Here is a 14,954-nt window from a genome sequence, read left to right as displayed (position 1 = left end):
CAACCTCATTCGGCTGCCTGCGGCAGGAGCACAATCTTTAATTCAGAGACGGCGTCGCCTAGATCATCCGTGTTGCTTTTCAAATCCTCAAGGAATGGATTGAGATTTGAAATTGCCCTGGCGAAGCCTTCATCGACTTGGGATGCAAAACTGGCGAGCTGCTGCCCTTGTGTAGTTACGGCCTCTCCAAGATGTTCAATCGCCGCGCCGAGGTCTTCGTCCACGCGCTCAAATTTCTCGGAATAAGTCGCCCAAATTGTTGCAAGCTGGTCGATATGACCTCGGATCGAGGCAACTATCTCGGCTGCGGCCTGCTGTCCGCCTTCGAAGCTAACCATAGATCTGGAGACCGACTCTGCGAGTCGCGCGTTAGAATCGACGATGGAGCTCGAAATGCGCTCCGACGCATTGGTGACGGCTGAACTCATCCCAAGCGTCGCGTTCGCAATCTTCTCTCCGGAATGCAACAGAGGAGCTGTTGCAGATCGCACATCCTGCGCGGTTCCACCGAAGGCATCTGCCGCGCGACGCGTTTGGTCGGTGGCGTCCCTGAGTGCGCCGACCTGCGCGGAGATGGCAATCTCGACGTTGCGAATGGCATCCGCAAACCCGTCGAAATCAGCGCGCATGGAATGCATCGCGCCTGCGAGCCCCGTTCGCAGGGCGTTCGCGGCTTCGGTAGATGCTGTGGTAACGGCATCGATTGCGACTTTATGCGCTAGCGAAACCTGAGAGTTGGTTTCGGTGAGTTGGCGCGTCATCCCCTCATGGAATGACCCTAAACCATCGCGGAACTGTCCGACCTGGGCTTCTAGCTTTGCCATGACGCGCGACATGGCCTCCTCGATCTTGCCGGACGCACCCATCGCCGATTCGTTGAGTTGTCGTTCGATCCCCTGATTTGCCCGCTCGAAAGTTTCCCGCAGCGCGCTGACGACCTCCGTGAGACCGTTCCGACTTAGCTCCGAGCTTTCGTCCATACGGCGCCCCGCTTCGGAAACCATTCGATTCAGATTCTCGGCGGCCTCGGACATGCGACGACCGAAATCTTCTCCGGTTCTACCAATTCCGCCCTGTGTCTCCGCGAGGGCGTCTCGCATGCCCTGGAGTGTGATTGTCAGCTCGCGCAATTCGGCGCCAGCACCCACATGAAGATTTTCTGTAAACTGGTTGACGAGGTCTTCGACGCCTGTCTGGCTCGATTGGGCAAGACGCGATACCGCTTCATCGATACTCCTCGTGACCGGAGCCATAGCGCTCGTGAATGCCGTTTGGATCTGCGGGGATATCTTTTCGCCCATTCGCGCGAAGAAGTCGGAACTATTGATCTGCTTAAGCTCCGTGAGTTGGGCTGCGAGGGATTCGTGCATGTTCCAGGCGATCGACTGGGATGACACGAACCGCAGACGATCTTCTAGTGCGTGATTGAATCGATCGAATGCTGACTCAATCCAAACGGTGTAAATTCGGAAGAAGATTGACAGCACAATCGACGATCCAAGTCCTGCTATCGATGTCGCAAATTTGAATGTCGCAACCTTCAGAAGTTGTCTGGTAGCAGCTTGCATTCCTTCAGCATCGCTACTGCCTACGGCAGCTGATGCTTGCTGGAGCGCGAGCACGAGACCGATGAATGTAAGAAAGAGTCCAACGCCGACAAAATAGCCCGGAACGCTTCCCATCATCTTGAGGCCGGTCAGGCGCTCTCGCGCATTGCCAATGTTGATCAAGGTGCCGGGACGAACCGTCGTCTGGATCTGCTCCGAGTCGGTTTTACGGAATGTCGTTTGGTCGAAAGCGCGCCAAGCCCGGCCGATCAGCGGGTGGCGCGACAGACGCTTATCAACGGTATCGAAGCGTTCAGCGAACTCGACGCCCGTTCGTTGTCGAGTGATCTGCCTGCGCGCGTCGGCGATCGCCAGCCAGACGAGTACGACATGCATCAGAAAATAGGTAACGACAAAGCCGAGTGCCGTCGTCGCAATGAGGGTAGCAAGCGCGAATGCGAATGCCTGGGAACTCAAGCCTTCGAGTTGCCCCTTGGCCGCAAGGTCGATAGTTTGAACGATAAGGGCGAAGTTCAAAAACGGCAGCGCCAGCGAAGCAGCATAGACCACTCCGGAAAGCATAAGCCAAAAGACAAACAAGCGAACTATGCCGTTCCAAAGAACGCGCGATGAAAAGAGCCCCATTAGATTGCCCCAGTAATATAACGCTCAGCCGGAACAATTTGTAGTTTCTAGCGCTACTGTTCGCAATAGTGGTGGGCTGACCTGACCGAGATTGGTCAATAGCTTACGGCGGTCGCCCTACGCGTTAAACTCGCTCAGATTCTGTCCAACGGCTCAATTTGTGAAGGGGTCGACATCACCTTCACGGACTCGCGCGTTCCTGCTGTTGCAACTGGGAGACAATAGGCACCAATTGGGCGGTCATACCTTAGTCGTAGCGGGCCCCGACCTTGCGGAGGTCTGCTCTCTCTCCTTTGATCGACGTTGCTTCATGCTGAGGGTCATCAAACGCATCATGGAAGGCGGAGAAGCGGCGTTCAATCTTAGGCGGGAGAAGTACGGTTTCTAACGGCCGTCAACCGGCTCAACGTATTGTTGGTTTCAAAGCTGCTGGACACGGCCGGGCGCAAAGAGCCCGGGACGTGCCGGCTAGGTGCCGTTTAGGGATCTTGAGAGGCGAAGCCTGTCGCTGCGTTGGCAGTGCGCGCCATTCTAGGTTTTCACTATGGGGCTTGCGGGGTAGCGGTGAACCATAGACCTGCTGCGCTAGTCGAAATTTGGTAGCGGACGCCATCCGCCGTGGCTTCACTTTCGGACTTTTCCTTCAAGCCCACGAATATCTGCGACACGAACCCGTTGTCTTTCTGACGCTTGATTGATGGCGACAGCATCCTGGCAACAACCATGAATGACGACAAAGCTTTGGTCACCTCGGTCGGATCGCCATTAGGGACAAGTATTATCGTTACGCCTGTGGCGCGCGGATTGTCGTTGTCTGAGCCGACGATGACGCCAGTGCGCTCGTTGATCTTAAACTGACACACAGTCCGCACGGCGGAACTGCAGCCGTTTTGTGAGGCACGCAGATCGAATCCCATCGAAGCGGATACATCGTTAAACTCGCGGCTAAAGTCCGTAGCAATCAGACCTAGAGTCGGGGTTGCTTCCATCTTTGCTGCCCGTTGAGCAGACGTTGCAGTTGCGTCCCCCGATTGAGATTTCCCCTCCTTCTGCTCGACTGATTCACTCTTCCGACGTATGTCTGCCAAGCGCTGCTCCGCTGCTGCACGAGCTTGCTTTGCTACTTCAGCCTCTTTTGCGATTTCGGCGGTTTTCCGTTCTTCTGCCTCAACCTGCTTCAACAAATCTTCGGTGGCGCGTCGGTCTTGCTCGGCTTGCTCTCGCAGTCGCTGCCTTGCGCGCTCTGCTCGCTCGGCGGAGCGTCGCGAAGCCTCTTCGGCATTTCCGCGTTCTTCCTGAGCTACCTTTTCCCGTTGCTGTTCCTCGCGGGCTTCCTTTTCTTCAGCCAGCTGGCGCGTTGCTGCGGCTTTAACTGCCTGCGCATGGGCATCGCCTCGTGCAGGTTCTATGATGTTGTGGAGCAACTGCGAAACGACTTTCTCGACGTGTGCATCCATCTGCGCTGGGGATGCGTTAAGCGATACATTAACTGCTGGGTACCGTTTTGTGCACGCGGAATAGACTCGTCGAAACTCGTCGATATCCCCGTCCGTCCAATCTTCCGCTTTCTTTTCTAGGAACTGTGCCCGCCCGCGCAGCGGGTTGTTCATGAGCATCAGTGGGCCGGGACTGCAGCCACCTCTGGAGTCTAGCCACGATTGTACATGCCCCGCGTTGGCGGCACCGGGGATCAAAATGAAAGTCAAGGCGGTAGCCCACAGATTTAACGAAGCGCGAATGGTCAATTTATTTCCCCAGCTGGAATCAGCGCAGCAAGTAAAGCGGGTTCTTGCAGAATGTCACTTAAGAGGCAGTGAACCCGCTTAAAGCGTCAGAAGAAGAGAAGGTGGTTGCGTCGTGTCTACCGACGGGTATTGCTCCATTCAACATGGAATCTTCCGCTCAACGGCAACGAAACACCAAGACTACATTCTATCCAAAGCCGCATCGCAAAGAGAGAAGGGTCTGAGGGATAATTCTTGCCTGTCGCCAGCGCGCTACGCGTCGGACGGTTCAAGGTGGCGAATCACACGGTGCCGTGCACCGAAAACACTTTGGAGAGCGACAAGATCAGGCGTTCGGGACTGGCGCTGTTTGAAGTTCACGGTGACATCGAATGATGTCACCGAAAGCCTGTCACGCCGAGCCCCGTCCATCTCGACGGGGAACTCTCCAGCGCGATTTCTGCAGACACACGCATATTACACTCGCGGCCAGATGCAGTCCTCTCCGGAGAACGCAGGCGGCAGCCGCACCGATGACAGCGGTGCCTCGCTCAGGCCGGGTCGGGACGACGTGCGTTCGACGACGATTTCACGGGTTTCCAACTTGGGCTGGATAACAAGCTCGCGGCCATAATAGTCGTGCCGAGCCGGGAGGGCAGGAATCGGCTTGCCGTCGTCGCCAATGGTCGCAGGGCGCACTTCCTCCTGGGGCTCTTCATGTAAGTATTTCGCCTTGTCCGTGTCGCGCGGCGAGCCGGGATAACGGTAAACCCAGCACAATCGAGGCTCGGTGACTGCCGACGCGGGGCGATCAGGACTCTTTCGATGGATTGCGGCGTATCCGGTGACAGGTTCGGCAACGGGATTCGTGCGCAAGGCGGCGTTCACGGCCGTCGTTTCGATGTCGAGCGCTTCGAGCTTCGCGATTACTTCGGCAACCCGAGCAGCGTGGACGGCGTAGTCCGCGAGCAGCTTTGCGGCTTCCTTGGTGTTCGCCTTCCGCGCGGCTTCTGCACGCTGGCGCAATGCGTCGTCGGCGGCAACGTTCGCGGCGGCTTCTTCGGCGGCGATCACGTTCGGAAGCTCGGCGGTCAGATGATTGGCTCGCGCTTCAAGTCGCATGATTGCACGCTTGATCGCTGTGGCGTCGGCCTCAGCTTGCGCGTGCTGGCTATCATTCATGACAGCAATGCCGGCAAGCATGCCCTCAAGTTGGGCGCTGTGTGCAGTGATTTCAGATTCGGCCCGTTCGATTTCGTCGCGGATCGTTGCGGAAGTGATAGCAGTCTTGGGGGCGAAGAACTTGGAGATCATATTCATTGGATTAGCCTCGATAATTCTGAAGAGCGTCGCTCGCGCGGAGCCATTCCGAGTAGGCGCGCGCCTCAAGATTGCAGGTGCCAAAGACATCGGCGCCCGTGCCGAGCGCGGCCATCTTGCGCGCGTAGGTATGACGCTCCTTTGCGGCGGCGTAGGTCGCCGTGGCGTCTTGCACGGCGCGCATAAGTTCCTCGCGACGGGTCATGCGGCATCTCCACCGCTTGCGAGCCAGACTTGAAGCTGATCGGCCGGATAAGCAGGCCGGTCACCGATCAACAGAAACGGGGGGCCGTCGCCACGCTTGGCCAGGTTGCGGAGGGTCTTCGCGCATCGGCCAATCTGCTTTGCGGCCTGGGTGCGCGAGAGATAAACGCTAGACATGGGCATCCATTTAAAAAATGGCCGGTGCATCTGGCAACCAAACGCACCGGCCAAGGCTGACGACCGGCGTTACTTGGTGTGGAGGAGAACCAAGCAACGGGCGCAGTATGGGAAAATCATAGGTGACTGTCGGGACTGTTTCGGTATCCCTTAAGCCGCTTTGGGGAGGCGTTTCCGATTGTCATTGGCGGGGATGCCAGCGAGGCGCGATGCATGCTCTGCCAAAATGGCGGCGCGCTCGTCTGCTCGCATGCGGAGAAGCTTCTGCTCAACGCAGATGTCGATCAGAGCAGCCCAGGTCTGCGGGATACTCATTCGCATCTTGAGGGCAAGCGCGGTGAGTTCGCCCGCGAGTTTAAAGTCCAGCACCTCAAGTGCGGCGACGGGGACAAGGCCGAATCCGAGCGTTGCAAGGGCCGCCTCAATGCTCTCCAGGCCGGGGCGATTCTTCTTTCTCCACGCTTTCAGCGTAGCCCTGCGCACGCCGCTACGCTCTTCCAGCGAATCGTAAGTCACTCGCTGGCGGGCCATCTCGGCGAAGACAAGTCTCACGAACGGGCCGACACGCTCGGGCATCGAGACGGTGCGCGGATTTTTGCGTCGCTTCCGGGCGCGCGATGAAAGTGGCGCAGCACGGAAATCAGGCGGATACAGCGGAGAAGTATCGGGCATCGAGTCATCCTGAAGACGATTGAACAGCCTTCAGGTTCGGACAATGGGCTATTCAGATACAGCCCAATTCAGTAGCCGCTGTGCATGCCCTTAGTTCGAGAGGCAGAATCACATCCAAAAACAACAAGTGAGTTTTGAAATTTTATATCTAGCGGAATTGAGCGATCGCGCGTCACCCGCGTGGGGGAGGGCCTGGAAGGACCCATTTTGACCTCGACCTGAAGGCATTCGTCGTATCGTCGTAGCTTGCTCGAGCTAGCGCGCGAGGGCAAAAATCAGAGAAGCTGGTGAGGATTTGACGACGAATACGACGATATCGGTCTGTTTAGATAAGTCATTGCAATCATTTATCAATTTCGATCTCGCGATCGTCGTGCGCCGATTGATGGTTTGGGCGACGCTACGACGAACTACAGTGTAGGACAGGCCTCGGCTACGACGATACGATGTTCAAAGATCATGAGAACGACGGAAATCACCCAGCAAATACCCAGCGGCTGATGAGACCCTTCTTGGTCTGCACAGGCTTGAAGACAATCCGTCCGCTTGCTTGCAAATCATCCAAGATTTCGAGGCGCCGACGCTTGTCAATCGAGCGCGTCCGGTCGGGGATAGCGCTCGGTTTCAGGCCGTTCTCGCCTGCCTGCTTGATCAGCTTGAGCACGCGATTGTAGTCGGCTTCGCGCTGATTATCGGTGACCCTGTCACGCGTTTCGGCGATCAGCGTGCAGGTAGAGTACCAAGCCAATTCACACGCCCAGTCCATAATTTCCCGAGTGATGACGGGATTCTCTGCGCTCACCCCGACCGCTACCACCACAGCCATCTTTACGGCGTGTTCGATCGCACGGTTTACAATCACCCGCGCGGTCGCGTCGACCTGCGCCTCAACACGAAAAGTCCGCTCGCGGAAATTTCCAAGCACAGACGTTGCGCCGTCGCCATATACCACGACGTCTGCGTTACGCGGCGTGTTGCCGTCCAGCTCGATATTACCCTTGACGATGCTCTTACATGCCGCGATCAAATCGGAAGGGACTTCCCTCAGCGAAGCCTCCGGGACGCGAAACTGGGGCTTCGGGCCTTCAATGTTGAGAAGGATCACGCGCGGCAGGAAGCCACTAGTGATGCTCTGCGAGCCAGCAGAGGCCCAGAATGCGTCTGGAGTGGTCGTTCCATAGATACACAAGTTCGGATTCTGAATGTCCGCGGCCTTAGTTGCCGCGTACTCGGCGCCAGCAAAATACGTGTTTGCGCTTGCAAAAAGCTCCAATAGGTCACCCGCGAGAAGTTGCGAAAAGGAACTGCGTCGATCCGTGATCATTGCCATCGTCGTGTGGAACTCGTCGATCATCATAAGCTGCGCCGGCTGACTCATGACCGAGTTGCGGAGCGCGGTCGTAGACATAACGCGCCCGGCGCCGAGAAACCTCTTCAAGTCCGATGCAATCGCCAAGCGCTTGACCGCCTGGCGCGCATGATCCTTTCCAAAACCAGATTCTGCCAAGAGAAGGATGTACAGATTAGTGCGCAAATCGGTAGGACTAGCGAATCGACGTCCGGCAAGGGCAGCCACGAATCCGAGAGCTGCGCCAAGAGCCGCGGGCCGAGACGGCCGCTCCGAGGTCTTTTCGCACCAATCAATGATCGAGCCCACGAGGCCCGGGGGATAGGTAAGCTCTTCGAGCTTGCGCGCAGCCAGTTGCGACTTGATGCATTGCTCCTCCAGATCCTCATGGAGCGGAGAGCTGGGAACGAATTGCTGGCGGGTGATGAGCGCATCTGCGCGATCAGGCAAAATCATTCTAAGCCACCGCAATCAATACGTCGTTGCCATCGCCCTCGATGATCGGCAACACGGTGTTCACTTCATTTCCGGCTGCAAGCCAACGATCGCAACAAGCCGCCATCGCGTTTGCGCTCGCCTCATCGGTCTCCATAAGAATCGTCAGCGAACCGATTCCGGCCAAAGCGGGAAAACGGTCGATTGCGCCAGCGCTGCCGAGCGCCCAGACCGGCTCAAAGCCCAAGCGCATCCACGACATGCAAGTTTCGATACCTTCACCAATGTGCAGCCCGCTGGTGACATGCTCATCCGCACTAAGCTTCATCGCGGCGTCCTTGGCGCGGCCGAGCATCTTCTTGTCGAGCTTTGCACCGTCAGACGTGAGGAAAGTTCGATGGATCCCGCACGGTTCATTGTTGCGAAGATCGCGCATCAGGGCGACCATACCGGGCACCATGCATCCTTCGCGCTGTAACGCTCCGTGGAAGCGAAGCACAGAACCGGCGATATTTCCGGGGATCGGCAACTTGCGGCTAGCGAGATAGGTCTCGACTACCGTGCCGCGAGGATCGGAGGCCTCGCACCAGATCCTCTCAGCAAATTCCTTCCGGTTGTCATTGGCCGCCACGAGCATCGTTGCGGGCTGAACCACGGCGGTAGACCCAACAGTGCCAAGAACGAAGCGACCCGCCCAGTCCTTTGCCTGAGGAAAGCTCAGGCCAAGACGCAAAGAGATCAGATCGAATGCATCGCCCCCCCTGCCTGCCTCATGATCGAACCAGATACCCGCCTTGGGACCTGCGATGACGATCGACAGGCTACCGTGCGAGCCGAACCGCCACTCAAGGCGACTCGACATGCGCCGATTAGGATCACCGCAGAGCAAGCGGGACCAAGCCTGCACCGTCTTACGCAGAGCGGACCGGATGGCATCGGTTTCCGTCTTGGGATTGGGCATAGTTTCGGTCAGAGTTTGCAAATTCAACTTCGCCATTTCGTCACCTGCACGTAGTTAAGAGTGGCGAAAAGTGACGAAAGAAGAGGCGTGCGGGCCATATTCCGACGTCGACTGACGGCGGCGACCGTCCAGCCAGGAGTTGAGATCGGCCAGATCATAGGCGACGCGCCGCCCGAGCTTATAGAAGCGAGGACCGCCCCCATAAACGCGCAGCTTGTTCAGCGTAGATGCGGAAAGCGCAATGTGCTTGGCGGCACCGTGAGTATCGACAAGGTTCTTGAGGTGGTTCGTGGTCATCTTCTGTCTTGCTCCAACACTGCGAAATGCAGTGAACGAGCAGAAAGGTGCCGGACTCTGCCGGCAATGAAGAGACCAGTTCGATCGCCTTAAGACGCGCAACGCCGCGCTCTGACACATCGCGACCACCCGCGCACATCGCCCGCGCATGCACAGAATACTGCCGGAAAGTAGCGGCAAACCGGGGGGGCTTCTCGGTTCCACCCCCGCCCGCGCCACGCCCGCGGTGTTGTCAGAGCAGCATCTTAAGGGGCCCCGATCTCACGCTTTCGCTTCGAGTTCAGAGCCGCATTAATGCTCTGACCAATCTGCTGGGTCGCCCGACGTACCGGGTCATTGTCCAGATGGGCGTATCGCGATGTCGTTGCGGCTTGTTTATGTCCCAATAGCCGCCCGACGATTGGAAGACCCAGGCCGATGCCTGCTCCGATGCTCGCAAACGTGTGTCGAAGATCATGAATCCTCACACTATCCAAACCAGCCCGAGACGAAACCGCCGCCCATAGCCGCTTAAGATCGTGGCGAGGCCGCGCCACATCCTCTCCGGGAACAACGTAGGTGCCGCTTTTTGGGAGGCCGGCAAGTACGCTCAACGCAGCTTCGTTGAGAATGACAGCTTTTTTCCCTGTCTTTGAATCCGGAAGGAAGAGCATTCCTCGCTCAAAATCGACGTGCTCCCATTGCAGATGCAAGATCTCGCGCAGCCGGCAACCCGTAAGCAGAAGCAGCCGTAGTGCCGCCACCGCCAACGGGTCGAATTTTGTCTTCTGATTTTCGGGGCGCGCCAAGTGTTTCGAGACAGGCTTTGAAGCATCGATATCCCACGGCAATCCGTCTGTTTCGGCCTCAAGAAGCGCGTCGCCGAGGCTGCTCAATTCCTTGGCCGTCAGAAACCTCTCCCGTTGTACTTCAGGATATTTCTCAATCTTTGTCGCAGGGTTGAACCCATCGGGGACAAGACCGTGGCGCTGAGCGAAGCCATACATGCTGCTTATGACCGCAAGCATCTTGTTTGCGACTGCTGGACTCCCTTTCAATCGGAGATGGATCGTAGAGACGGCGGTGCGAGTCAGCCGATTTGCTTTTGCGGAGCCCAGCTCAGGCAACACATGCAAACGTAGGATCCGTTCATAGTCGGAGGCTGTACTATTCTTCCGCTTCGTCTTCGTATGCTGTTCGATGAATGTTTCGGCTAGCTCCTTCAATGTCAGCGCGGCGCGTTCCTCGGCCTTCTTTCCGGCGGGATCCAATCCTTGAGCGGCGGCACTAAGGGACTGCCTGGCGAGCGCGCGCGCTTCCTCCGGGGTGAATCTGGAAACCTCTCCCAACGTATGCCTGCGAACGGGGGCTTTGCGGCCGTGCCCCGCTCTAAAGACAAAAACGTAGGATCTTGCGCCGCTCGGGCGAACGCGCACGCCGAAGCCCGGAATGTCCGTGTCCCACACGGTGAACTCTTTTCCTGTCGGCTCGATCGAGTCGACAACACGCTTTGAAATGCGCAGGTGAGACATGATTGCTCTTGGATTTAGGGAAACCCGGGGGAAGCACGTGCCGGGAAACACGAGGATTGCCGAGAAATCTATGTCTACGAAATCTTGTTGAAATGCAATAGCATGTGACAGGTCAGGCATTTCAGGGAAACACCCGATAATCCAGATCCCCTCATTCGTAATGACGGGGTCGGGGGTTCGAATCCCTCTTGCGGCACCATTTATCGCTCTGATTTTTCGTTGTTTTCCGCGCCGTTGTTTCATCCTCCGATGCAGCCTCGCCGCGAGACGGCATGCCATCGCCTCAGACTTTGCGCAGGCTTTCGATTTCCCACAGCGCCAGTTGCCGCCGGTCGAACGGTGGGACGTAATCGTCCAGCACCTTGATCGGCGGGGGGAAGTTGTAGGGCGGAGCACTCAGATCGATGGAGAAGAAGTCACCCGTGCGGATCGCACGATTTCGGCCAGCCGGGTAAGTGGTCGTCAGGAGATACTTGATGTTGGATCGACGAATGTTGTTGATTGCTTGAAAAATCATCTCTTCGGAAAGATGAATGAAGCAATCGCGGCAGAGCAGCAGGTCAGCTTCCGGGAGCGGATCGTTGCAGAGATCGATCCGGAGGAACGTGCGATCTGGGCGACTGTATTGGTCACCCGTTCGCGCAATCAGTTCCGGAACGATGTCTCCTCCAATGTAGCGAGAAATTGGAAGTTCGATCTTCGACAGCCAATGAAAATCACCACAGGGCAAATCGAGCAGGGTACGGATCTCGAGGTCGCCAACCAGACCAGGAAGGCTTTCCCGCACCCTTTGGGTATTGTGCAGCGTGGATCCGCCGCCGGAAGCGGTTTCCTTGTAACCCCAGACGTTGCGACGATAGATCTCGCCGAACACTTCGCCAGGCGTTCCACGGAGATTGCGCACCATCTGCGTACGCAACCAGATCAGCGCGGGCTCTGGTAACGTCTGGCGCGCGATGTCGATAGCGGTCGAGAAAAAGGCCGTCTGACGTAACCAGTCTGCAAACTTGTCGAACACATCGCCCCCATATTGTCGCAAGCTAGACGCGCGCGAACCTGAATTGTTGCGTGCCGCGCTCGGTGGGATCCGGGCTCCGCTCAGTGATGCGAAATCCCTCGTGAGCCTGGATGAATGCTTGCTCGGAGATCCAATTGCGCTCGTATCTGACGAGCTTCTCCCTGGAGGCGAGCAACGACCCTGGACCGTTGTCGCTCAGGTACGAGGTCTGCACCTCTCGCCGGGTCTCTTCGCTGATCGGAACGCGGTACCATGCCAACGTTGCCGGCCGAACCGAGCACAGCGTTCTGACGGTCTCCAATGCATCCGGGACGTACTGTATGGCCCCATTCGAGTGGAGGAGATCGACACTGCCGAGCCAGTCGGCGGCCTGGTCGATGCGTTCGAAAAACATCAGCCTATCGGTGCCAAGCTGCTTGGCGCGCCGCACCATTGCAGGCGTCTCAACCACCGCCCATCGAATGTCCGGGCATTGCCGGCGCGCCACCTTGTAATGCAGGCCAGCGCCTCCGCCGAAATCCAGAACCGTGTTCATGCCCGCGACCAGCGGCCAGTCGCTGTCCGGGTTGTAGTTGATTGTCTTTAGGAAAATCGTTTCGACCAGTTCCGGATTCTCGTACCCCTGAACAACCTCTCGCGGCGGCAGCAGCTTACGCTTCACTCGCTTGATGAAGGTCATAACGGGCGGACTCGGCACGCCTTGTGATACGTGTCGAGCGTCTACCACAATCAGAAACATTTGGAAACAATCGCGAAACGCGACATGACGTTGCGGGTCGATCGCCGCGAATGCTGATCGCGGGTTCAAGACCGAGCGCGCAGTCAACGTGATGACAGTCACATAATGCAGATCCCATCTCCCCTAGTCTCCTGGTCACGCAAACACGGGGAGATTTCACATGCGCAAGATCATTCTCGTCGCCGCCATGGTCCTGGCTTCTGCATCTGCCCATGCTGGCGACCGCAGCCTGTCGCTGGCCATGGCGACGGCCGCTCCGCAAGCCACCACGACCACCGCTCCGACGACGCAAGTCAGCGAAGTCGCGCCAGCCGCGGAAGCGCCGAAATACGTCGATCGTCCGCCGGCAGTCTCGGCCCCTGCTCCCGCCGTGGCGACGGCTCCTGCCGTGGCCGCGACAACGACGACCTCAGCGCCAGCGGAGACGAGCAAGCCCGCCACGAAGACCGCAAAGGCGGGCAAGCCGAAGCACAAGCGCAGCTGGACCGAAGGCCGCATCATCAGCGAGCTGCACCGCCACGGCATCTACTGGTAAGGCTGCTGCTCCCACCAAAAGCAAATGGCCGGGCAAGAGCCCGGCCATGCGCGTATTGAGGAAGCGGTTCGGGCTTACTGCGACACCGTCTGCACCACGCTCGTTATCGGACGCGCGCTCGAGGTCGGCACCTTCAGGTCCTTCAGCAGCGCCTCGTCATATTCCGGCAGCGTCTGGAGCGTTGCCTTGGCCTTCATCTGCACGACCTTGTAGCCGCCAGCCTTCAGCCGCGCGAGCAGCGCCGGCATCGCTTCGCCGGTGTGCTTCTGGAAGTCGTGCATCAGGATGATGCCCTTGCCGAGCTTGTCGAGCTTGGTCATCACGTTGTCGACGATCTTCTCCGGCGTGGCACCCTTCCTGAAGTCGAAGGAGTCGATGTCGGTCGAGAACATCGCGACATTGCGGGTGCCGAAATAGCTCACCATCGCCGGATTGTGCTGAAGCTGCGGGAAGCGGAAGAACGGTGCCGGGTTGGTGCCGAGCGCGAACTTCACCGCGCTGAAGCCCTTCTCGACCTCGTCCTTGACCTGTTGCTCCGTCATCTTCTTGCTGTTCAGGTTGACGTGCGACCAGGTGTGCGTGCCGACCGTGTGACCCTGGGCCAGCACCTGGCGCAGGATTTCCGGATGATAGGTCGCGTGCTTGCCGACCGAGAAGAACAAGCCCTTGGTGCATTCATCCGCAAGCGCCTTCAGCACCGCGGGCGTGTTGACCGGCCACGGACCGTCGTCGAAGGTCAGCACGACCTCCTTGTCGGTGAGGAAGTCGAACTGCTTGAAATGCTCGAAGCCGAAGCCGGGTCCGCCGGTGGTGTCGATCTCGACCACGCGGGCAACGCCCAGCGCGTTCGGATTGGCGCAGGCCTGCTTCGGCTGCACCGGCATGGCTGGAGCGGGCGCAGGCGCCGCTGCCTGAGCAACTGCCGTCGGCCTGGCCGCGATCGCCGCGGTGGTCTCGACGTCATCCTTGGCGGCGAGCTTCGCCTGTGCCGGCAATTGATCGGCGGCACGGGCGGCCGTTGTTTTGGGGGCGCCCTGATCGGCGCGCGCGGAATAATAAAACCAACCGCCGACGGCGATCACGACCGCCGCAACTACACTGGCCAGCATCAGGCCCAACGCATTACGCATCGCTATTCTTTCCAATTACGCAACCAACCCTGCGGAATCTCCCGCGCGACGAGCCATTAATGCGAAGGAACAGTTAACGTGACACCAACACGACGGCGTTTGCGCCGGATTTTCAGCGAGGTGCGCCATGTGACGGAGGTCACAGATGGGCGGCCACCCGTGACCGTCATCACAGTGGAAACTGTTTTGCCGGAGCATCGTAGTTCCCACCAACAACGGGCCCCGCTTCCAGCGGCGCCCATGGGAGCTTCAAATGACCAAGTCTTTTTCTGCCAAATCGCTGACGAGTAGGATCCGCGACACCAGCCTGGCTCTGGGCTTTGCCGCCATCGTCTCGATCGTCGCGACGACCTCGAGCTTCGCCTTCTCGGCCGAGGCGCAGCAGCAGTGCACCGGCGATGCCTTCCGTCTGTGCTCCTCGGAAATCCCCAACATCCCGAAGATCACGGCGTGCATGATGAAGCATCGTTCCGACCTGAGCGCCGGCTGCCGCGCGGTGATGGACAAGGACCCCGCAAAGGGCGCCTCACGCAAGGTCGCTGACGCCCAGGACAAGCAGTAGGAAAACGCGCAACGGCGATCGTTGTTGGCTCCCCTCGCGATGTGCTCCCGGCGTCAGGCCGGGGCCACGCGCGCCAGTCCCGCTCGGTAATAAAGCCGTTGCGGCCTCGGGATCGTCGCACTAGCTTCG

At 58.4% G+C, this 14,954-nt stretch carries 15 protein-coding genes; 3 read left to right on the top strand and 12 right to left on the bottom strand.

Going from position 1 to position 14,954, the window contains the following annotated elements:
* Positions 1-5: 5 nt before the first annotated feature.
* The 4 genes from zorA to AB7535_RS35750 all read right to left on the bottom strand — a co-directional run bounded on the left by zorA (position 6) and on the right by AB7535_RS35750 (position 5,441).
* Positions 6-2,147 (bottom strand): anti-phage ZorAB system protein ZorA, encoded by a 2,142-nt coding sequence (zorA, locus tag AB7535_RS35765; protein WP_441279805.1) that lies wholly within the window; start codon positions 2,145-2,147, stop codon positions 6-8.
* A 587-nt stretch (positions 2,148-2,734) separates the two neighbouring features.
* Positions 2,735-3,802 (bottom strand): hypothetical protein, encoded by a 1,068-nt coding sequence (locus AB7535_RS35760; protein WP_441279804.1) that lies wholly within the window; start codon positions 3,800-3,802, stop codon positions 2,735-2,737.
* Between the two features lie 591 nt (positions 3,803-4,393).
* A complete protein-coding gene (locus AB7535_RS35755) occupies positions 4,394-5,236 on the bottom strand; it encodes a hypothetical protein (protein WP_439037507.1) in 843 nt (280 codons plus the stop codon).
* 4 nt (positions 5,237-5,240) lie between these two features.
* A complete protein-coding gene (locus AB7535_RS35750; RefSeq protein ID WP_439037506.1) occupies positions 5,241-5,441 on the bottom strand; it encodes a hypothetical protein in 201 nt (66 codons plus the stop codon).
* Between the two features lie 29 nt (positions 5,442-5,470).
* Here AB7535_RS35750 and AB7535_RS35745 point away from each other — a divergent pair, with 29 nt between their 5' ends.
* Positions 5,471-5,677, top strand: coding sequence for a hypothetical protein (locus tag AB7535_RS35745; RefSeq protein ID WP_439037505.1), 207 nt, complete (start codon positions 5,471-5,473; stop codon positions 5,675-5,677).
* A gap of 90 nt (positions 5,678-5,767) precedes the next feature.
* Here the strand turns inward: AB7535_RS35745 and AB7535_RS35740 are convergent, their stop codons facing one another.
* The 7 genes from AB7535_RS35740 to AB7535_RS35710 form a co-directional block, all read right to left on the bottom strand.
* The gene (locus AB7535_RS35740) at positions 5,768-6,289 is read right to left on the bottom strand and encodes a hypothetical protein (RefSeq protein WP_439037504.1); all 522 of its coding nucleotides are present in this window, start codon (positions 6,287-6,289) and stop codon (positions 5,768-5,770) included.
* A 475-nt stretch (positions 6,290-6,764) separates the two neighbouring features.
* The gene (locus tag AB7535_RS35735) at positions 6,765-8,093 is read right to left on the bottom strand and encodes a hypothetical protein (RefSeq protein WP_439037503.1); all 1,329 of its coding nucleotides are present in this window, start codon (positions 8,091-8,093) and stop codon (positions 6,765-6,767) included.
* Between the two features lies 1 nt (position 8,094).
* Positions 8,095-9,069, bottom strand: a complete 975-nt coding sequence (locus AB7535_RS35730) for a DUF7146 domain-containing protein (RefSeq protein ID WP_439037502.1) — start codon at positions 9,067-9,069, stop codon at positions 8,095-8,097.
* Between the two features lie 18 nt (positions 9,070-9,087).
* The gene (locus AB7535_RS35725) at positions 9,088-9,330 is read right to left on the bottom strand and encodes a helix-turn-helix transcriptional regulator (RefSeq protein ID WP_439037501.1); all 243 of its coding nucleotides are present in this window, start codon (positions 9,328-9,330) and stop codon (positions 9,088-9,090) included.
* A gap of 245 nt (positions 9,331-9,575) precedes the next feature.
* A complete protein-coding gene (locus AB7535_RS35720; protein ID WP_439037500.1) occupies positions 9,576-10,841 on the bottom strand; it encodes a tyrosine-type recombinase/integrase in 1,266 nt (421 codons plus the stop codon).
* Positions 10,842-11,124: 283 nt separating this feature from the next.
* Positions 11,125-11,859, bottom strand: coding sequence for a class I SAM-dependent methyltransferase (locus tag AB7535_RS35715; RefSeq protein ID WP_354113526.1), 735 nt, complete (start codon positions 11,857-11,859; stop codon positions 11,125-11,127).
* Positions 11,860-11,881: 22 nt separating this feature from the next.
* On the bottom strand, positions 11,882-12,538 hold the full coding sequence (locus AB7535_RS35710; protein WP_354113525.1) for a hypothetical protein: 657 nt from the start codon (positions 12,536-12,538) through the stop codon (positions 11,882-11,884).
* A gap of 220 nt (positions 12,539-12,758) precedes the next feature.
* On the opposite strand from AB7535_RS35710, the gene AB7535_RS35705 reads away from it, so the two are divergent.
* Positions 12,759-13,133 carry a hypothetical protein gene (locus AB7535_RS35705; protein WP_354113524.1) on the top strand — a complete coding sequence of 125 codons (375 nt, stop codon included), beginning with the start codon at positions 12,759-12,761 and terminating at the stop codon, positions 13,131-13,133.
* A gap of 74 nt (positions 13,134-13,207) precedes the next feature.
* On the opposite strand, the gene AB7535_RS35700 is transcribed toward AB7535_RS35705, so the two are convergent.
* A complete protein-coding gene (locus tag AB7535_RS35700) occupies positions 13,208-14,263 on the bottom strand; it encodes a polysaccharide deacetylase family protein (protein ID WP_354113523.1) in 1,056 nt (351 codons plus the stop codon).
* 253 nt (positions 14,264-14,516) lie between these two features.
* Between AB7535_RS35700 and AB7535_RS35695 the strand changes: the two genes are divergently transcribed.
* Positions 14,517-14,825, top strand: a complete 309-nt coding sequence (locus tag AB7535_RS35695; protein ID WP_354113522.1) for a hypothetical protein — start codon at positions 14,517-14,519, stop codon at positions 14,823-14,825.
* Positions 14,826-14,954: the final 129 nt, after the last annotated feature.

The organism is Bradyrhizobium sp. 956_D2_N1_4, from assembly GCF_052076025.1.
GTDB lineage: Bacteria > Pseudomonadota > Alphaproteobacteria > Rhizobiales > Xanthobacteraceae > Bradyrhizobium > Bradyrhizobium barranii.
Note: the sequence above shows the minus strand (reverse complement) of the source record. Positions and strands in the feature narration are given on the sequence as shown.